Raw genomic sequence first — 18,279 nt, forward strand, 5'->3', positions numbered from 1 at the left:
GGGCTCACACTAACGCTCCTGGTTGTAGGTGCTATCAGGGCTGAAGCCCTGGCCATTCGTGTCACTGCCTGCGGTGCGTCCCCGCTGGACGCCCCGGCGCAGGTTGCTCAGCCTGCCCCGCACGTCCTCGGGGTCGCGGGAGACCTGGGGGCCGCCCTGTGGGGTCTGTTCCGCGGTGCCCTCGACCAGATTGGCCTTGGGCACCCGCCGCGGGAGCCCGGACGAGGTGACCCCGCCCGCCTTCGGCTCCTTCAGGCGCTCGGCTCGCTGCCAGCGCTCGTCGTTGGACGAACGCCAGTCCTCACGGCCCTCGCTCTCGGCGGGGGAACTTCCGTTCCCGTTCGCTCCGGTGGAGCCCCTGCGGGGGAGGCCCGCGTCGGTCATGTCGTGCACGACGGACGAGGTGGGTCCCGGCCGGTCGAAGCCTACGCGCTCGCCGTCCGCCGCGTGGTCCGCCTGCGCAGATTCCGCTTCCTGGCCGTAGTCCGCCTGGTAGCCGTCATTGCCGGGCCAGTCGTCCTGACGCGACCGCTCCGGATAAGCGATCTGCGCATCCTGCTGGTAGGCGTCCGCCGGGTACTGCTGCTCGGCGTAGCCGTCCTCGGAGTACTGCGGGGCGGCGTACTGACCGGTGCCGTACGGGTCGTTCTCGTACGGCTGGGCCTGCGGCTGCCCCTGGTCGTAGCCGGTCTGGTGCCCGGTGTCGTACGCGGGAGCCTGCTGGTCGTAACCGCCCTGCTGCGGATAGCCGCCCTGCGCGGACTGCGCCTGCTGCGGTTCGACCTCGTCCCGGAACAGCGGACGGTGCCCGCCCGGCTGCTGGGCCTGTGCCTCCAGGGCCGCGCGGCGCTCCTCGCGCATCAGCGAGCGGCCCACCGGGTCGAGCTCGGGCTGCGCCTCGGCGTCGTCGGCGTGGTACCGGCTGTCGTCGAAACCGAGCTCCGCGGCCGTGCGCAGCGGCTCGGCCGCCAGGCTCTGCTGCTCCGGGATGATCGAGGAGACGGTGAACTCGGACTCGTGCGGGGCGTGGTCGCCGCCACCGCCGTGCGTGATCACGTCGGGCAGCATGACCAGCGAGGTCGTGCCCGCCTGCTCGCCCGAGGGGCGCAGCTGGACGCGGATGCCGTGCCGGTCGGAGAGGCGGCCGACCACGAACAGGCCCATGCGCTGGGAGATCGCGGCGTCCACGGTCGGCGGGTTGGCCAGCTTGTGGTTGATGTCCGCGAAGTCCTCGGCGGTCAGGCCGATGCCCTTGTCGTGGATCTCGACCATGATGCGGCCGTCCGGCAGGCGGGTCGCGGTGACGCGGACCTTGGTCTGCGGCGAGGAGAACGTGGTGGCGTTCTCCAGGAGCTCGGCGAGCAGGTGCACGAGGTCGGTCACGGCCAGGCCGTGGATCTCGGCCTCCGGGACGCCGGAGAGCTCGATGCGCTCGTACTGCTCCACCTCGGAGGAGGCCGCGCGCAGCACGTCGACCAGCGGGACCGGCTGGTCCCAGCGGCGGCCCGGCTCCTCGCCGGACAGCACCAGGAGGTTCTCGCCGTTGCGGCGCATACGGGTCGCGAGGTGGTCCAGGCGGAAGAGGCTCTCCAGCTGGTCCGGGTCGGCCTCGTTGTTCTCCAGGTCGGTGATGAGGGTCAGCTGGCCCTCGATCAGCGACTGGTTGCGGCGCGAGAGGTTGGTGAAGATCGCGTTGATGTTGCCGCGGAGCAGGGCCTGCTCGGCGGCGAGCCGGACGGCCTCGCGGTGCACCTGGTCGAAGGCGCGGGCGACCTCGCCGATCTCGTCCGTGGACGTGATCGGAATGGGCTGCACGCGGGTGTCGACGCGGCCCGGGTCGGTCCGGGAGAGCTGGTCGACCAGCATCGGCAGGCGCTGCTCGGCGATGCCGAAGGCGGCCGTGCGCAGCTGGCGCATCGAGCGGGACATCTGGCGGGCCATGAGCCCGGCCAGGATGAAGGCGGCGAGCAGCGCGAGGACCACGATGGCGCCGGTGATGTAGGCGTTGCGCTGCGCGGTCGCGGCGATGTCGGACGCCTCGTCCACGGCCTTGTCGGCGAGGTCGGACTCGATGGTGCGGTACGCGTCGAACTTGGCGCTGGTGGTGGCCCACCAGGCCTGGCGCGTGACGCCCTGGCCGGCCAGCTCGACGCGCGCGCTCGGCTGGGTGCTGCGCAGCCCGGCGATGGCGGCGACCATCTTCTCCTGCGACGGCGGCGGGACGAACGTCTTGCCCTGGGCCTTCGCGGCGGCCGCGGCCTCCTTGGCCTGCTTCTCGCCCGCGGCCGTCAGCTCCTTCTTGGCGTCCTCCAGCTTGGCGACGTCCTGCGGGGTGCCACCACCGGTGTACTCCTCGACGGCGATGCGCTCCAGGTAGGCGTACGAGGAGAGCGAGGTGCGCTGGAGAGTCATCGAGCCGGTGCCGGGGCCCGGCTTGACCAGGAGGTGCGTGCCGATGGACCGCTGCAGGGAGAGCGCTGCCTTGGAGAGCGAGATCGCGTAGACGGTGCGGCCGTAGCTGGTGATGTTTCCGGTGCCCAGACCGAGCTCGTTGGCGAACTCCATCAGGGGGTGCTGGATGCCGACGTAGCCCTCTTCGGTCTGCACGCCGGGGAGCTTGGTGGTGTACGCGGCCTGGCGGAGCGGGGCGAGCTTCGGCTCGACCTTGCGGAAGCCGTCGAGCCGGCGGTTGAGGCCTTCCTTGTCCGGCATCTTCGCGGCGGCGGCCTTGAACTCGGCGGCGGCCCGGTCGGTGGCCTTGCGCGCCTTGACCACGGCCGGGTCGTTCCGCTTGCCGGCCAGCAGCGGAGCGGCGGAGATGTCGCGCTCCTCGATGAGCCGGTTGCCGTAGTTCAGCGACGCCCGCACCAGGCGGGCGGTGTTCTCGGCGTCCTGGGCCTCGTTCCAGGTGTCGATGGAGCCCTTCACCTGGAAGCCGCCCATGACCAGGCCGACGAGCACGGGTATGAGAAGGATCGCGTTCAGCCGGGTCGGCACGCGCCAGTTGCGGGGGGACATCCGTCCACCGGAGGCGGCCGGGGGCTCGTTGCCGGGCGCGGTGGCCACGTCGACGGGGGACGCCGCTGCGCGCGGCGGCGGGGTGAAGTTGCCCCGCGTGTCCCCGGTGGGGGATGCCGCGGGGCTCGGCTTGCTTCGCCTCACTCGACCAACAACCTCTCGGCGGCGGCACTCACGTCGTGCCGCTGTCGTCTCCAAGGCCCGTGCTACTGGGCAGTTCAGCGCATTCCAGCACGTCAGGGGCCGCTCTTCCAAACAGTCGGAAGCGCGGCCTCCAAGTGGTGTAAGCCTCAGATAAATCGGTCATAAAGAGCGAGCCCCGCCAAAAGGCGGGGCCCATGTGAGCACAGCGGCACCGGATGACCGCTCCGCGTGGCGGCCCCCGGGCAATTCTCTGTCGAAACGTTATGAACACGGCGCGCGGCCGTGTCAAAGGACACAGATCGCTCCGTGCGGACTACGGCAACTACCGTACGGACCTGCCTACTTGAGACGTGCCATAAGTGCGTGCTCGACCAGCGTGATCAAGCCACTCTTTGCGTCCGCACGGTGTCGCGCGTCGGTCGTGATGATCGGCGTACCGCTCCCGATCTGCAGCGCCTCGCGCACCTCGTCGGGGGTGTACGGCTGGTGGCCGTCGAAGCCGTTGAGGGCGATGACGAAGGGCAGCCCGGAGTTCTCGAAGTAGTCGACGGCCGGGAAACAGTCGGCCAGCCGACGGGTGTCCACGAGCACGACCGCGCCGATCGCGCCACGCACGAGGTCGTCCCACATGAACCAGAAACGGTCCTGACCGGGCGTACCGAAGAGGTACAGGATCAGGTCCTGGTCGAGCGTGATGCGGCCGAAGTCCATGGCGACGGTGGTCGTCGTCTTGTCCCCGGTGTGGGTCAGGTCGTCGATGCCCGCGGACGCGGACGTCATGACGGCCTCGGTGCGCAGCGGGTTGATCTCGGAGACCGCCCCGACGAACGTGGTCTTGCCCACGCCGAAGCCGCCCGCCACCACGATCTTCGCGGAGGTGGTGGATCGGGTCGAGCCCGAGCCGCTAGAGCTTGCGAAGTCCACTGAGCACCCTTTCGAGCAGTGTCACGTCAGGCTGGCCGCCGGCGTTCTCGTCGCCGCCGGGCTGGTGGATGGCGACGAGCCCGGCCTCGGCCAGGTCCGCCACGAGGATCCGGGCCACGCCGAGCGGCATCGACAGGAGCGCCGAGACCTCGGCCACCGACTTGACCTCACGGCACAGGTGGCAGATCCGCTGGTGCTCGGGGAGCAGCCCCATCAGCTGGGCCGGGTCGGCCGTGGTGCTGACCAGCGCCTCGATGGCGAGCTGGTAGCGGGGCCGGGTCCGGCCGCCGGTCATCGCGTAGGGACGCACCAGCGGCTGGTCGCCCTCCATTCCGTACGACGCGTCGGAGCCATACGGGTTGTGAGAGGCGGTGGGCGGGGTCATGGATCCTCCGGGCGGGACAGCAGGTCATCTGCGTGTGCCGTCTGACAGAGCCGGTGGGGGCAGTGTGGCGGCCGGACGGTTGGTCAGTACGTTCGGTCGGTGGGGCGGCCGAAGGGGTAACGCTTCGGAGCGTGCTCGGGGGGCTAGTGGAGCAGGCTGCCCTGCAGCTCGGCGCGGAGGTCCGGGGTCAGGACGGCGCCCGCCCGGTCCACGAGGAGCGCCATCTCGTACCCGACGAGGCCGATGTCGCACTCGGGGTGCGCGAGGACCGCGAGGGACGAACCGTCGGAGACCGACATGATGAAGAGGAACCCCCGCTCCATCTCCACCACGGTCTGCGTGACGGTGCCGCCCTCGAAGATCCGGGAGGCCCCCGCGGTCAGCGAGGTCAGCCCGGAGGCGACCGCGGCGAGCTGGTCGGCGCGGTCCCGGGGGAAGCCTTCGGACATGGCCAGAAGGAGGCCGTCGGCGGAGACCACGACCGTGTGGGACACCCCGGGGGTGTTGTCCACGAAGTTGGTGATCAACCAGTTCAGATTCTGTGCCGCCTGGCTCATCGGACTCAACTAACGCTCCTGCTGGTGAGTGGGGCGAGGGAAACTGCCGGTCTGGCCGGTACCGGCCTGGCGCCCCTGCTGGATGCCCCGACGGAGATTCGTCAGCCGGCCGCGTACCTCTTCGGGCGCACGCGAGACCTGCGGACCTGTGCTGTCCTGCTGCTGCTGGGCCGTGCCCGCGACCAGATTGGCCCGCGGGACCCGGCGCGGCAGGCCGGACGTCGTGACGCCGCCCGCGGAGGGCTGACGGACCCGCTCGGCCTGCCGGCCCAGCTCGTCGTTGGGGGAGGAGCGCCAGCCGGCGGGCATGCCCGCGCCGTTGGTGCCGCCCTGGCCCGCGGGCGCGGCGGCCGGGTCCTGGCGCTGGGGGCGCGAGGGCAGCGGGCGCTGCGGCGGCTCGGGAGCCTGGTGGCGGGCCGGTTCCGGGGCCTGGCGCTGCGGCTCGGGAGCGTGGTGCCGCGGCGGCTCGGGGGCCTGCCTGCCCTGCTGCTCCTGGGGCGCGGCCTGCTGGCGGTTCTGCTGCTCCTGCTGCTGGGCGGCCTGCTGGTTCTGCTGCTGGAACCAGTTGGTCTCCAGCGTGTCGAACAGCGGGGTGCGCCCGTCGCCGGGGCCGGCCGGGGGCAGCGGCTCGGGCTCGGCGGGCTGCCGGGCCTGCTGGTCGTACTGCGCCTGCTGGTCGTACTGGGCCTGCTGGTCGTACTGGGCCTGCTGGGGCTGGGGCTGCTGCGGAGCCTGGCCCGGACCGCCCTGGCCCATGCCCTCTTGGCCCTGGCCCCGGCCCGGCTGCTGCGGCTGCTGGGGGAGGCCCTGGTGGGGGTCGCCCTGGCTGCGGCGGGGGGCCGGCGGGCGCGGCACGGTGTAGTCGGGGTTCTCCCGACCGCCGCGCTGCGCGGGGCCGTTCTGCGCGTTCTGCTGGTGCTGCGCGTTCTGCTGGTTCTGCTGGTTCTGGGAGTGCTGCTGGTTCTGCTGGTGCGGCGCCCGGCCCTGCGACGGGTCCTGCGGGGCGGGCTGCCTGCTCTGCTGCGGGCCACCCTGGCCGCCGAAGACGTCCGAGCGGACGAACTGGCCGGTGGAGTCGGTGGACCCGGTGGATCCGTTGTCCTGCTGCGGCGCCTGCGCACCGGGCGGCGGCGCGTCGAAGTCGGGACGCGGGAACTGCGCGGTGGAGCCGGGACCCTGCCGGTCGTCGGCCGTGGCCTGCGGGAACTGACCGGTGGAGTCGTGCTCCTCGTGCCCGCGCGGGGTGTCGAAGGGCTCGCGCGACACCTGCGGCTGGGCGTTCTCGTCGCTCCAGCTGGGCACGCGCGGCGGGGTGTAGCCGCCGGACGCGCCCTGCGCGGGGTTGCCGCCGGGCAGCTCGGCCCGCGGACCGCCGCGCGGCGGCAGCTGCGGCCTGCGGCCCTGGCCGGTCGCGTCGGCGCCGGAGTCGGCACCGGGGTTCATGGAGTTCGTGCGCTGCTGGGGCACCGGGGGCTGCGGGGCGTTGCCGCCGCGACCGCCCTGCGGCGCCTGCGGCTGGCCGCCCTGCGGACGCTGCTGGCCCTGCCCCTGGCCCTGACCCGAGTCGCGGGAGGGCAGCGCGGCGCGCGGACCGGAGCCCGCGACCTGCTGGCGCGGCGCACCGGCGCCGAGCAGTCCGGGCCCGCCCTGGCCGCCGCCGCCCTGGCCACCGCGGCCGGGGCCGCCGGGCAGCGCGGGGCCGTTGTTGCCCGCGCCGACACCGCGTCGCGCGGCCGCGGCACCGGCCGCCGCCTGGGCCGCGGCGGGACCGCCGGTCGAGGTGGGCGCACCGGGCTTGCCGGGTGCCTTCTTGCCGCCCTGGGCGACGTCGACGGGGAGCATGACCAGCGCGGTCGTGCCGCCGGAGTCGGACGGGCGGAGCTGGATACGGATGCCGTGGCGCTGCGAGAGGCGGCCGACCACGAACAGACCCATGCGGCGGGAGACGGAGACGTCCACGGTGGGCGGCGAGGCGAGCCGCTCGTTGATCGCGGCGAGGTCCTCGGGGGAGAGGCCGATGCCGGTGTCGTGGATCTCGATGAGCACCCGGCCGTCGGGCAGCGCGTGACCGGTGACCTTGACCTTGGTCTGCGGCGAGGAGAACGACGTGGCGTTCTCCAGCAGCTCGGCGAGCAGGTGCACGAGGTCGTTGACCACGCGTCCGGCGACCTCGGTCGTCGGGACCGCGGAGAGCTCGATGCGCTCGTACTGCTCCACCTCGGACGCGGCGGCACGCAGCACGTCGACCAGCGGGACGGGCCGGGTCCAGCGGCGGCCCGGCTCCTCACCGGCGAGGACGAGGAGGTTCTCGCCGTTGCGGCGCATGCGGGTCGCGAGGTGGTCGAGCTTGAAGAGCGAGGACAGCTGGTCCGGGTCGGCCTCGCGCGACTCCAGCTCGGAGATGAGCGAGAGCTGGCGCTGGATGAGGCCCTGGGAGCGGCGCGAGAGGTTGGTGAACATCGCGTTGACGTTGCCCCGGAGGAGGGCCTGCTCGGCGGCGAGGCGGACGGCCTCGCGGTGCACGTCGTCGAAGGCCGCGGCCACCTGGCCGATCTCGTCCCGGGAGTGCACACCGACGGACTCGACGGAGGTGTCGACGTCCTGCGGGTCCGACTCGGAGAGCTGCTTGACCAGCTCGGGCAGGCGGTCCTGGGCGACCTTGGTCGCGGTGTCCTGCAGCCGGCGCAGCGAGCGGATCATGGAGCGGGCCACGACGAACGCGCCGATGAGCGAGACGCCGAGCACGAGCAGGATCAGCGCACCGTTGAGGATGGCCGACTGCTCCGACTCGTTGCGCAGCTCGCGGGCCTTCTGCTCCATCTCGCCGAGCAGCGTCAGCTCGATCTTGGACATCGCGTCGATCTTGGTGGAGTCGGCGTCGACCCAGTCCCGGTAGGACCGCTTGTCCTGGAGCTTGATGCCGCCCTCCTGCTCGAGGACGCGCTTGGCGTACTCGTCGGCGGCCTTGATCGCGGGGTTGGCGCCGTCGATGGGCTTGGTCAGCTCACTGGCGTTGCCCGCGTAGATCTTCCCGAACGTCGTGAGCTCCGAGCGCATCTTCTCGTTGGCGCTCAGGCCGAAGGTGCGGTCGGTCTCGTTGATCTTGCCGTACTCGCTGTCGTTCGCCGGCAGGGCCGCGGCGATGATCGCGCGCTGTACGGAGGCGTACTCCTTGGCCGAGGAGAAGGCGGCCAGCGAGCGGGTGCGCTGGATCATGTCGGGGTTGCTGGTGGCCTGCGCCATGTCCTGCGAGAGCTTCAGGAGCTGCTCGACGAGCTGGCTGTAGGCCTCGACGGTCTGCGAGGTCGAGCCCTTGTCGGCGTAGGCCTTCGAGCGGACCTTGTTGATGTCCCCGAGCTGCTGGATGATCTGGACCGCGCTGTGCCGGACGCCGAGCAGGCCCTTCTCGCCCTCGGTGTCGTTCAGGTCCTGGGTGCTCTGCAGGAAGTTGCGGTAGACCCGGTCGGTCTTGTCGCGGGCGCCCTTGACCGTGTAGTCGGTGGCCTTCGCGTCGTGCGCGAGCGGACCGGCCGACTTGTCGCGCTCCTCCTGGAGCGCCGCGGCCAGCTCGGTGGCCTGCTTGGTCATCTCGGTCAGCAGCTTCATGTTGTCGAGCTGCTCGATCTCGTCCAGGGACGAGTTGATGCGCAGGGCGCCGAGGGAGGTCGCGGTGATCACGGGGAGCGCGAGCAGCGAGACCAGACGGGTGGAGATGCGCCAGTTGCGCAGGGCTATTCGCGAGCCGGGGCCGGTGGGCGTCTTGCCGCCCGCGGAGCCCTTGCCCTTGGCCGGGGCGGGCGCGGAGCCGCTGCCGGTGGTGCCCTGGCGCGTGGCGCCGGGGCCGCTGTCGCCGGGCGTACCCGGTCCGGGGTTCTGGGCGTGCTGGGGCGAGGAGCCGCGCTCCGGCTCCGCCGGAGCATCTCCTCGGCCGCGGTCGGCCTGGGGAGACCCCTTGCCATCCCTCTTGAAACGTCCCTGCACTAGCGTCGCAACCTCTGGACCAGGCGTCCTGCCGGTGAACGGCGGGACGGTGTCGGCGTCGTGGGGCGGCGAAGGCCCCATGGGTGGTCGTGAGTGACCGGCGCTTGCTCCCCCTCCCCGCCGCCACTCGGCGCTGCGTTGCGCCCCTGCGCGCCGGTTCGATCCCGCGGCGGTCCCGGGAATTCCAGCACAGTGCCGGATCTCCAACAAGGCCCGTGTGTCGCGCCGCGACCGACGTGACACGGTGTGAGTGGGGAGTCACCAGACGTAGAAAGTGATCTAGTAAAAAACGGACTCATCCCCACAAAGCTCCTACCGGTGGGGGGTGTCCCAGTCTTCATGATCAGGAGCGGAATGGTGCCTTCAGTGGGGCAATGTCCGTTTCCAACTGACTGACTCCGGGCCGGAATTGACCCATTTGTCGGCTACCTCGTGAGCAAACTCACACGAAGATCATGGCGTCTTCCGGACTTTGGCCGGGAATTGGATGTTTAGCCTGACGCTTTACAGGGATGGCGAATCCGACAAGCCGCGTCCGATCAGCGACGCCTGAACCGACAGGGCCCGAAGAGCAGATGAAGACTGTGAAGACCATGCAGACGGCGATGTTCCGCAACATAGCCAACCCGCGTCGCACCACGCTCGCGCACCTCACGGACGCGGACGACTTCCAGGCCGCCCCGGCCCAGCCGGACCACGCCACCGACCTCCCGACCCAGACGGCCAACCCGCGCCGCACCATCCTCATGCACGCCCCGGAGCAGACGGTCACCGCGGTCTGAGGGAGGACGTCCCCGCCCGTCCGGCGTTCGGGGGCGAGCCGCCCGGCGGCGACCGGCCGAGCCACGGACGCCGGGCCACGAGGGAAAGGTCGTCGGCGGGCCCCAGGCCACCGCGTTAGCCTGGAGTGTCATTCCGCAACCACCTCAAGAGGCTAGAGCGTGCGCATCGCCAGGTTCTCCATCGACGGCAATGTCGGCTACGGCGTAGTCGAAGGGGAGGGCCCCGACGGGCTCGTCCTCGACATCATCAAGGGCATCCCGTACGCGGACTTCGAGCGGTCCGGCACGAAGGTCCCGCTCAGCAAGGTGCGCCTGCTGCCGCCGGTGCTTCCGAACAAGATCGTGGCCTTCGGCCGCAACTACAGGGAGCACGCGGCGGAGCTCGGCCACGAGGTGCCCGACGTCCCCTTCGCGTTCCTGAAGCCGTCGACCTCGCTGGTCGGCACCGGCGACGCCATCACGTACCCCTCCTTCTCCGAGGAGCTGCACCACGAGGCCGAGCTGGCCGTGGTCATCGGCCGCATGTGCCGCGAGGTGCCGCGCGAGCGCGTGAAGGACGTCATCTTCGGCTACACCTGCGCCAACGACGTCACCGCGCGTGACGTCCAGCGCCGCGAGAAGCAGTGGGCGCGGGCCAAGGGCTTCGACAGCGCCTGTCCGCTCGGCCCCTGGGTGGAGACCGAGATCGACCCGAGCGACCTCACCATCCAGTGCACGGTCAACGGCCGGCAGCGCCAGCTCGGCCGCACCAGCGAGATGGTCCACTCCATCGAGGACCTGATCGTGAACATCTCCGAGGCCATGACGCTGCTCCCGGGCGACGTCATCCTCACGGGCACCCCGGCAGGGGTGGGCCCGCTCAACGTCGGCGACGAGGTCGCCGTCACCATCGAAGGCATCGGCACTCTCACCAACAAGGTGATCAAGCGTGGCTAACGCGACCCCCGTACGCGTACGGTTCTGTCCCTCGCCGACCGGCAACCCCCACGTGGGCCTGGTCCGCACCGCCCTCTTCAACTGGGCCTACGCCCGGCACAACAAGGGCTCCCTGGTCTTCCGCATCGAGGACACCGACGCGGCCCGGGACTCCGAGGAGTCCTACGAGCAGCTGCTCGACTCGATGCGCTGGCTGGGCTTCGACTGGGACGAGGGCCCCGAGGTCGGCGGCCCGCACGCGCCGTACCGCCAGTCGCAGCGCATGGACCTCTACAAGGAGATCGCGGCCAAGCTCGTCGAGGCCGGCCACGCCTACCCCTGCTACTGCACGACCGAGGAGCTGGACGCCCGCCGCGAGGCCGCCCGCGCCGCCGGCAAGCCGTCCGGCTACGACGGCCACTGCCGCGACCTCACCGCCGAGCAGAAGCAGGCGTACGAGGCGGAGGGCCGCAGCCACATCGTCCGCTTCCGGATGCCCGACGAGGCGACCACCTTCACCGACCTGGTCCGCGGCGAGATCACCGTCCAGCCGGAGAACGTCACGGACTACGGCATCGTGCGCGCCAACGGCGCCCCGCTGTACACCCTGGTCAACCCGGTCGACGACGCCCTCATGGAGATCACCCACGTCCTGCGCGGCGAGGACCTGCTCTCCTCCACCCCGCGCCAGATCGGCCTCTACAAGGCGCTGATCGAGCTGGGCATCGCCCAGCGCATCCCCGAGTTCGGCCACCTGCCGTACGTGATGGGCGAGGGCAACAAGAAGCTCTCCAAGCGCGACCCGCAGGCGTCCCTGAACCTCTACCGCGAGCGCGGCTTCCTCCCCGAGGGCCTGCTGAACTACCTGTCGCTGCTCGGCTGGTCGTTCTCCGCGGACCAGGACGTCTTCACGATCCCCGAGATGGTCGAGAAGTTCGACCTCGCGGACGTGAACTCCAACCCGGCCCGCTTCGACCTGAAGAAGGCCGAGGCGATCAACGCCGACCACATCCGCATGCTCGACGTGAAGGACTTCGCCGCGGCCTGCGAGCCCTGGCTGACGGCCCCGCACGCCAACTGGGCCCCCGAGGACTTCGACGAGGCCGCCTGGGCCGCGATCGCCCCGCACGCCCAGACCCGCGTGAAGGTCCTCTCCGAGATCACGGCCAACGTGGACTTCCTGTTCCTGCCGGAGCCGGTCTTCGACGAGCCGAGCTGGACCAAGGCCATGAAGGAGGGCTCCGACGCCCTGCTGCGTACGGCCCGCGCCAAGCTGGAGGCCGCCGACTGGACCTCCCCGGAGTCCCTCAAGGACGCCGTCCTCGCCGCCGGCGAGGAGCACGGCCTGAAGCTCGGCAAGGCCCAGGCCCCGGTCCGCGTCGCCGTCACCGGCCGCACGGTCGGCCTGCCGCTCTTCGAGTCCCTGGAGATCCTCGGCAAGGAGAAGACGCTGGCCCGCGTCGACGCGGCCCTGGCGAAGCTCACCGCCTGACCCGAGCCGCCCGCCCCGAAGGACCCGGAAGCCACCACGGCTCCCGGGTCCTTCGCATACCGTCGACGTCATGCCGATCAAAGCCGTGGCCCGGGACATCGACACCGCGTTCTTCGGGGGATAACCCCCGAACCCCCAGCCGGGAGCCGCGCCTGCGATTACCGTCGACGTCATGCCGATCAAAGCCGTGGTCTGGGACATCGACGACACGATCTTCGACTATGCGCGGGCCGACAGCACCGGCATGCACGCGCACCTCACCGCCGAGGGGCTCCTGGAGCGGTACGAGTCGGCGGAGCACGCGCTGGAGCGGTGGCGGGAGCTCACCGGGCGCCACTGGGCCCGCTTCGGCGCCGGGGGAGTGACCTTCCAGGAGCAGCGCCGCGACCGCGTCCGCGACTTCATGGAGGCCCCGGACCTGTCCGACGCCGACGCCGACGCCTGGTTCGAGCGTTACGTCGGCCACTACGAATCGGCCTGGTCCCTCTTCCCCGACACCCTCCCGACCCTGGACGCCCTCGCCGGGCAGTACCGGCACGCGATCCTGTCCAACTCCGCACTGGTCGTGCAGGACCGCAAGCTGACCGTCCTCGGCGTACGCGACCGCTTCGAGGCCGTCCTGTGCGCCGCCGACCTGGGCGTCTCCAAGCCCGCCGCCGAGGCCTTCCGGGCGGTCTGCACGGAGCTCGGCCTCGCACCCGCCGAGATCGCCTACGTCGGCGACCAGCCGGAGATCGACGCGCGGGGCGCCCGGGACGCCGGCCTGCTCGGCATCTGGCTCGACCGCAACGGCACGGCGGGGGACGGCCCGTCGGGCGTCCACCGCATCAGGGAGCTCTCCGAGCTGCCCGCGCTGCTGCGGGCCGATACCCGTTTTGGAGCGCCGTCCACCTTCAGGTAATGTTCTTCCTGCGCCGCCCGAGAGGGCCGAAAGGTCCGGCCGGGAAGCGCAAGTCAAATCAAAACCCCCTCAAGGGGTTGCGCTTTGATGGCCTATGGTGTAATTGGCAGCACGACGGTTTCTGGTTCCGTTAGTCTAGGTTCGAGTCCTGGTAGGCCAGCTCGCAGAGCTCATCTGCACCTGTGGATCACATCCACGAAGCCCCCGTTGTGTAGCGGCCTAGCACGCCGCCCTCTCAAGGCGGTAGCGCCGGTTCGAATCCGGTCGGGGGTACAGATCCTTCCCGCGGGGACAGCTCGGGTCGCACCCACTGTCCCTGATGCAGGATCGCTAGGGCCCCCGTTGTGTAGCGGCCTAGCACGCCGCCCTCTCAAGGCGGTAGCGCCGGTTCGAATCCGGTCGGGGGTACTGTAGGTACTAGACCTGGTCTAGACCACATTGGGCTATGGTGTAATTGGCAGCACGACGGTTTCTGGTTCCGTTAGTTTAGGTTCGAGTCCTGGTAGCCCAGCCGGATCATGTGGCGACACACGATCCACGCCCCCGTTGTGTAGCGGCCTAGCACGCCGCCCTCTCAAGGCGGTAGCGCCGGTTCGAATCCGGTCGGGGGTACAGCAAGGCAAGGGGCCTTCCCATCGGGAAGGCCCCTTCGTCGTCCCTCACTCCGGTGCGCCCCGCGGGTCGAAGCGGCGGCCGGACTCCTCCGCCTGCGCGATACGGCGCAGGCTCAGCAGCACCGGCTCGTACAGCACCGTGAGCGCGACGGCCGCCTCCAGCTGCTCCTCGGGCGACGCGTAGCGCTCGATCAAGTCCAGGTCGGACTCGGCGAGTTGGCGCCCGGTGCGGGCGTAGGGCAGCAAGTCCTCGACGGCGCACGGATATCCGAGCCGGCCCAGCGTCGCGACCGCGGTCACCAGCATCCGGTGGGCCGGCGAATCCCGCCCGTACTCCTGGGCGCGCGCCCAGTCGAGGCGGGCGAGCAGCTCGTCCACCGTGCGGCGCGCCGCGTCGGCCGCCGCGTCGTCCTCGGTGGACTCCGGCCCGTGCGGCAACGCCCAGACCGCCGTGCCCAGACGGGAGTTGTGGTCGAGCGACTCGTCCTCCAGCGCCGTCAGGACCTCGCGCGCCGACGCGATCGGGACGCGGCCCACCTGGATCAGCGCCCGCACGAGGCGCAGTCGCTGCAGATGGCTCTCGTCGTACGCGGACTGGGTCGCCGTCACCCGCTGCCCGGGCGGCAGCAGCCCCTCGCGCAGGTAGTACTTGATCGTGGCCGTGGGGACCCCGCTGCGCCGGCTCAGCTCCGCCAGCCTCATCGGACCGCGCTCATCGGATCGTGCCCATCAGGTCGTGCCTCCTCTTGCGTCTCCGTTTGGAGAGTGGCACTATCCAACCATGGATAGCGGAACTATCCAATGTTCGGCCAAGGCTCCGTCAAGGGGGAACCGCCATGAGCAGCAAGCCGATCCAGGGGCGCATGACCGCCGACGCGCAGGACGGCGTCGTCGTCTTCCACATCGGGATGCGCATCAACAACGTCCGCGCCGTCCGGAGCTGGTGGCCCGTCTTCCTGGCGATGCCGCGGATGCTCAAGGAGCTCTCCAAGGACCCGGAGAGCGGGATGCTGGGCTACCGCCTGCTCTTCGGCGCACCGCGCGTGGTGTACGTCGTCCAGTACTGGGAGTCGCAGGAGAAGCTGCTCGCCTACTCGGCGGCGCAGGACAAGGAGCACCGGCCCGCGTGGGCGGCCTTCAATCGCCGCGTCAAGGAAGGCCGGGGCAGGGTCGGCTTCTGGCACGAGACGTTCGTCGTGCCGGCCGGCGCCCATGAGGCGGTGTACGTGAACATGCCCGCGTTCGGCCTGGGCGCGGCGACCGGGGTGGTCCCGGTGGGGCGGCGCGGGGACCGGGCTGCGGACCGGCTCAAGGCGGCCTGAGGAGTCCGCGCGGGGACCCGCGGGTTCCCGCGCGGGGCACGGAAAAGCGCCGGAAGGGGCCGCCGCGGCGTTGAGGCGGCTCCTTCCGGCGCTCGTGTGCGTGGGGTGGGCGCCGTGCGGCGCCGGGGGCGTCAGCCCGAGCGGCGCAGGGCCTCGGAGAGGCGGCCCGCCGCGTCGATGACCGCCTGGGCGTGCATGCGGCCCGGGTGCCGGGTCAGGCGCTCGATCGGCCCGGAGACCGAGACGGCGGCGACCACGCGGTTCGAGGGGCCGCGCACCGGCGCGGAGACCGACGCCACGCCCGGCTCGCGCTCGCCGATGGACTGGGCCCAGCCCCGGCGGCGTACGCCCGAGAGGGCCGTGGCGGTGAAACGGGCGCCCTGGAGGCCGCGGTGCAGGCGCTCCGGCTCCTCCCAGGCCATCAGGATCTGGGCCGAGGAGCCCGCCTTCATCGTGAGCGTCGAGCCGACCGGGACGGTGTCCCTGAGGCCCGAGAGGCGCTCGGCCGCGGCCACGCAGATGCGCATGTCGCCCTGGCGGCGGTAGAGCTGCGCGCTCTCGCCCGTGACGTCCCGCAGGTGGGTGAGGACCGGGCCCGCCGTGGCGAGCAGGCGGTCCTCGCCGGCCGCCGCCGCGAGCTCGGCGAGGCGGGGGCCGAGAATGAAACGGCCCTGCATGTCCCGCGCCACCATCCGGTGGTGTTCCAGTGCCACGGCCAGACGGTGGGCCGTGGGTCGTGCGAGCCCGGTGGCCGCGACCAGACCCGCGAGGGTGGCCGGACCGGACTCCAGGGCGCCCAGGACAAGGGCTGCCTTGTCCAGGACGCCGACGCCGCTAGAGTTGTCCATGCGTCGATACTCCCGTCTCACTCTGTGAAACGCAAGTTCAATTTTCCGTGGAACGCGCCACTCTGTACGAGCGATCCGCGGACCAACGGATCGGCGGTCGAGGTGCGGCACGAGGGGTACGCGCGTCGGCGAACGGATTCTCTAGTTGGGCCGGCGAAACGGCCGGTCGGAGGGAAAGCGATGGGTAGGACACTCGCGGAGAAGGTCTGGGACGACCACGTCGTCCGGCGCGCCGAGGGCGAGCCCGACCTCCTCTTCATCGATCTGCACCTGCTGCACGAGGTGACCAGCCCCCAGGCCTTCGACGGCCTCCGTCAGGCGGGCCGCCAGGTGCGGCGGACCGACCTCACCATCGCGACCGAGGATCACAACACCCCGACCCTCGACATCGACAAGCCCATCGCCGACCCGGTCTCGCGGGCGCAGCTGGAGACGCTGCGCAAGAACTGCGCCGAGTTCGGGGTGCGCCTGCACCCGCTGGGCGACGTCGAGCAGGGCGTCGTCCACGTGGTGGGACCGCAGCTGGGCCTGACCCAGCCCGGCACCACCGTGGTCTGCGGCGACTCGCACACCTCCACGCACGGCGCCTTCGGCGCGCTGGCGTTCGGCATCGGCACCTCCCAGGTCGAGCACGTGCTGGCCACCCAGACGCTGCCGATGGCCCGCCCCAAGACCATGGCCATCACCGTCGACGGCGAGCTGCCCGACGGCGTCACGGCCAAGGACCTGATCCTCGCCATCATCGCGAAGATCGGCACCGGCGGCGGCCAGGGCTACGTCCTGGAGTACCGCGGCCCGGCCATCGAGAAGCTCTCGATGGAGGCCCGCATGACCATCTGCAACATGTCCATCGAGGCGGGCGCCCGCGCCGGGATGATCGCCCCGGACGCGACCACCTTCGACTACATCCGTGGCCGCGCCCACGCCCCGCAGGGCGAGGACTGGGACGCCGCGGTCGCGTACTGGAAGACCCTGAAGACCGACGAGGACGCCGTCTTCGACGCCGAGGTCTACGTCGACGCCACCTCGCTGGCGCCGTTCGTCACCTGGGGCACCAACCCGGGCCAGGGTGCGCCCCTTTCGGCGAGCGTCCCCGATCCGGCTTCGTACGAAGACGCTTCGGAGCGGTACGCCGCCGAAAAGGCCCTGGAGTACATGGGGTTGACCGCCGGGCAGCCGCTGCGCGACATCAAGGTCGACACCGTCTTCGTAGGTTCCTGCACCAACGGCCGCATCGAGGACCTGCGGGCGGCGGCCTCCGTCGTCGAGGGCCGCAAAGTCGCCGACGGCGTACGGATGCTCGTCGTCCCCGGCTCGGTCCGGGTCGCCCTGCAGGCCGTCGAGGAGGGCCTGGACAAGGTCTTCACCGCCGCCGGGGCCGAATGGCGGCACGCGGGCTGCTCGATGTGCCTGGGCATGAACCCGGACCAACTGGCGCCCGGCGAGCGCTCGGCCTCCACGTCGAACCGCAACTTCGAGGGCAGGCAGGGCAAGGGCGGGCGCACCCACCTGGTCTCCCCGCAGGTCGCCGCCGCCACCGCGGTCACCGGCACCCTCGCCTCGCCCGCCGACCTGTCCGACGCCCCCGTGACCGCCGGAGTCTGAGAGCCATGGAAGCATTCACCAAGCACACCGGCCGGGCCGTCCCGCTGCGCCGCAGCAATGTGGACACCGACCAGATCATCCCCGCCCACTGGCTGAAGAAGGTCACCAGGGACGGCTTCGAGGACGGCCTCTTCGAGGCCTGGCGCAAGGACCCCGAGTTCGTCCTCAACCGCCCGGAGCGCCAGGGCTCCACGGTCCTGGTCGCCGGGCCGGACTTCGGCACCGGGTCCTCCCGTGAGCACGCGGTGTGGGCGCTGCAGAACTTCGGCTTCAAGACCGTCGTCTCGTCCCGCTTCGCCGACATCTTCCGGGGCAACTCGCTGAAGAACGGCCTGCTCACCGTGGTGCTCGACCAGAAGGTCGTGGACGCGCTCTGGGAGCTGACCGAGCGGGACCCGCAGGCCGAGGTCACCGTCGACCTGGAGGACCGCCAGGTCCGCGCGGAGGGCATCACCGCCGACTTCGAGCTCGACGAGAACGCCCGCTGGCGGCTCCTGAACGGCCTGGACGACATCAGCATCACGCTGCGGAACGAGCCGGACATCGCCGCGTACGAGTCCGGGCGCCCCTCGTACAAGCCGCGGACCGTGCAGGTCTGACACCTCACAACACCTCGCAACACCCTGATGTACCCCCAATCGTGGACGGTTGGGGGTACATCTGTGTGCGCCCGCCCGGGGGTGTCCGCTGACCTGAACGGGTGGTCTCAACTCCCTTGCCCGAGAAGGAAGAAGAGGCTGGAAATCCCCTTGTACTCGGCGCGGCGGGGTACCCTCAGGAAGGCTGCGGAC

At 71.0% G+C, this 18,279-nt stretch carries 14 protein-coding genes and 5 tRNA genes; 12 read left to right on the forward strand and 7 right to left on the reverse strand.

The features are described from left to right. Positions 1-9 precede the first annotated feature (9 nt). The 5 genes from ACFYXE_RS06035 to ACFYXE_RS06055 all read right to left on the reverse strand — a co-directional run bounded on the left by ACFYXE_RS06035 (position 10) and on the right by ACFYXE_RS06055 (position 9,009). On the reverse strand, positions 10-3,162 hold the full coding sequence (locus ACFYXE_RS06035; RefSeq protein ID WP_389309194.1) for a nitrate- and nitrite sensing domain-containing protein: 3,153 nt from the start codon (positions 3,160-3,162) through the stop codon (positions 10-12). A gap of 339 nt (positions 3,163-3,501) precedes the next feature. After that, on the reverse strand, positions 3,502-4,086 hold the full coding sequence (locus ACFYXE_RS06040; protein ID WP_361177629.1) for an ATP/GTP-binding protein: 585 nt from the start codon (positions 4,084-4,086) through the stop codon (positions 3,502-3,504). Next, the gene (locus ACFYXE_RS06045) at positions 4,067-4,471 is read right to left on the reverse strand and encodes a DUF742 domain-containing protein (RefSeq protein ID WP_361177631.1); all 405 of its coding nucleotides are present in this window, start codon (positions 4,469-4,471) and stop codon (positions 4,067-4,069) included. The genes ACFYXE_RS06040 and ACFYXE_RS06045 overlap by 20 nt, the downstream gene beginning before the upstream one ends. 143 nt (positions 4,472-4,614) lie before the next feature. After that, positions 4,615-5,028 (reverse strand): roadblock/LC7 domain-containing protein, encoded by a 414-nt coding sequence (locus tag ACFYXE_RS06050; protein ID WP_030787430.1) that lies wholly within the window; start codon positions 5,026-5,028, stop codon positions 4,615-4,617. A 9-nt stretch (positions 5,029-5,037) separates the two neighbouring features. Further along, a complete protein-coding gene (locus tag ACFYXE_RS06055) occupies positions 5,038-9,009 on the reverse strand; it encodes a nitrate- and nitrite sensing domain-containing protein (protein ID WP_389309198.1) in 3,972 nt (1,323 codons plus the stop codon). A 575-nt stretch (positions 9,010-9,584) separates the two neighbouring features. On the opposite strand from ACFYXE_RS06055, the gene ACFYXE_RS06060 reads away from it, so the two are divergent. From ACFYXE_RS06060 to ACFYXE_RS06100, 9 genes are all read left to right on the forward strand, one after another. Beyond that, positions 9,585-9,791 (forward strand): hypothetical protein, encoded by a 207-nt coding sequence (locus tag ACFYXE_RS06060; RefSeq protein WP_361180447.1) that lies wholly within the window; start codon positions 9,585-9,587, stop codon positions 9,789-9,791. 159 nt (positions 9,792-9,950) lie between these two features. Beyond that, complete coding sequence (locus tag ACFYXE_RS06065; RefSeq protein ID WP_361180446.1) at positions 9,951-10,727, forward strand: fumarylacetoacetate hydrolase family protein; 777 nt, start codon at positions 9,951-9,953, stop codon at positions 10,725-10,727. Then, the gene (gene gltX / locus ACFYXE_RS06070) at positions 10,720-12,198 is read left to right on the forward strand and encodes a glutamate--tRNA ligase (RefSeq protein ID WP_361180445.1); all 1,479 of its coding nucleotides are present in this window, start codon (positions 10,720-10,722) and stop codon (positions 12,196-12,198) included. Before ACFYXE_RS06065 ends, gltX begins: the two co-directional genes overlap by 8 nt. Positions 12,199-12,370: 172 nt before the next feature. Continuing rightward, positions 12,371-13,099 (forward strand): HAD family hydrolase, encoded by a 729-nt coding sequence (locus ACFYXE_RS06075; RefSeq protein ID WP_389309201.1) that lies wholly within the window; start codon positions 12,371-12,373, stop codon positions 13,097-13,099. 88 nt (positions 13,100-13,187) lie between these two features. Beyond that, positions 13,188-13,259, forward strand: a tRNA-Gln gene (locus ACFYXE_RS06080). Positions 13,260-13,299: 40 nt separating this feature from the next. After that, positions 13,300-13,372 (forward strand) — tRNA-Glu (locus ACFYXE_RS06085). 62 nt (positions 13,373-13,434) lie between these two features. Beyond that, positions 13,435-13,507, forward strand: a tRNA-Glu gene (locus ACFYXE_RS06090). A 31-nt stretch (positions 13,508-13,538) separates the two neighbouring features. Next, positions 13,539-13,610, forward strand: a tRNA-Gln gene (locus ACFYXE_RS06095). Positions 13,611-13,638: 28 nt separating this feature from the next. Then, positions 13,639-13,711: transfer RNA gene (locus ACFYXE_RS06100), tRNA-Glu, on the forward strand. 47 nt (positions 13,712-13,758) lie between these two features. On the opposite strand, the gene ACFYXE_RS06105 is transcribed toward ACFYXE_RS06100, so the two are convergent. Beyond that, the gene (locus tag ACFYXE_RS06105; protein WP_389309203.1) at positions 13,759-14,415 is read right to left on the reverse strand and encodes a MerR family transcriptional regulator; all 657 of its coding nucleotides are present in this window, start codon (positions 14,413-14,415) and stop codon (positions 13,759-13,761) included. Between the two features lie 134 nt (positions 14,416-14,549). On the opposite strand from ACFYXE_RS06105, the gene ACFYXE_RS06110 reads away from it, so the two are divergent. Further along, entirely contained in the window at positions 14,550-15,035 is a 486-nt protein-coding gene (locus ACFYXE_RS06110; RefSeq protein WP_389309205.1) for a DUF4188 domain-containing protein, read from the forward strand. Between the two features lie 131 nt (positions 15,036-15,166). On the opposite strand, the gene ndgR is transcribed toward ACFYXE_RS06110, so the two are convergent. Then, a complete protein-coding gene (ndgR, locus tag ACFYXE_RS06115; protein WP_361180443.1) occupies positions 15,167-15,883 on the reverse strand; it encodes an IclR family transcriptional regulator NdgR in 717 nt (238 codons plus the stop codon). 180 nt (positions 15,884-16,063) lie between these two features. On the opposite strand from ndgR, the gene leuC reads away from it, so the two are divergent. Then, complete coding sequence (gene leuC, locus ACFYXE_RS06120; RefSeq protein ID WP_389309208.1) at positions 16,064-17,488, forward strand: 3-isopropylmalate dehydratase large subunit; 1,425 nt, start codon at positions 16,064-16,066, stop codon at positions 17,486-17,488. Between the two features lie 5 nt (positions 17,489-17,493). Further along, positions 17,494-18,087, forward strand: a complete 594-nt coding sequence (gene leuD, locus ACFYXE_RS06125; protein WP_361180440.1) for a 3-isopropylmalate dehydratase small subunit — start codon at positions 17,494-17,496, stop codon at positions 18,085-18,087. Positions 18,088-18,279: the final 192 nt, after the last annotated feature.

Source organism: Streptomyces sp. NPDC002564 (genome assembly GCF_042889645.1).
In the GTDB taxonomy this organism is placed as follows: Bacteria; Actinomycetota; Actinomycetes; order Streptomycetales; family Streptomycetaceae; genus Streptomyces.

What these genes read in the sequence shown, in the direction of transcription:
- ACFYXE_RS06050 (WP_030787430.1), bottom strand. Translation starts at nt 5,028, where the DNA reads ATGAGCCAGGCGGCACAGAATCTGAACTGGTTGATCACCAACTTCGTG.
- leuC (WP_389309208.1), top strand. Translation starts at nt 16,064, where the DNA reads ATGGGTAGGACACTCGCGGAGAAGGTCTGGGACGACCACGTCGTCCGG.
- ACFYXE_RS06045 (WP_361177631.1), bottom strand. Translation starts at nt 4,471, where the DNA reads ATGACCCCGCCCACCGCCTCTCACAACCCGTATGGCTCCGACGCGTCG.
- ACFYXE_RS06075 (WP_389309201.1), top strand. Translation starts at nt 12,371, where the DNA reads ATGCCGATCAAAGCCGTGGTCTGGGACATCGACGACACGATCTTCGAC.
- ACFYXE_RS06060 (WP_361180447.1), top strand. Translation starts at nt 9,585, where the DNA reads ATGAAGACTGTGAAGACCATGCAGACGGCGATGTTCCGCAACATAGCC.
- ndgR (WP_361180443.1), bottom strand. Translation starts at nt 15,883, where the DNA reads ATGGACAACTCTAGCGGCGTCGGCGTCCTGGACAAGGCAGCCCTTGTC.
- ACFYXE_RS06110 (WP_389309205.1), top strand. Translation starts at nt 14,550, where the DNA reads ATGAGCAGCAAGCCGATCCAGGGGCGCATGACCGCCGACGCGCAGGAC.
- leuD (WP_361180440.1), top strand. Translation starts at nt 17,494, where the DNA reads ATGGAAGCATTCACCAAGCACACCGGCCGGGCCGTCCCGCTGCGCCGC.
- ACFYXE_RS06105 (WP_389309203.1), bottom strand. Translation starts at nt 14,415, where the DNA reads ATGAGGCTGGCGGAGCTGAGCCGGCGCAGCGGGGTCCCCACGGCCACG.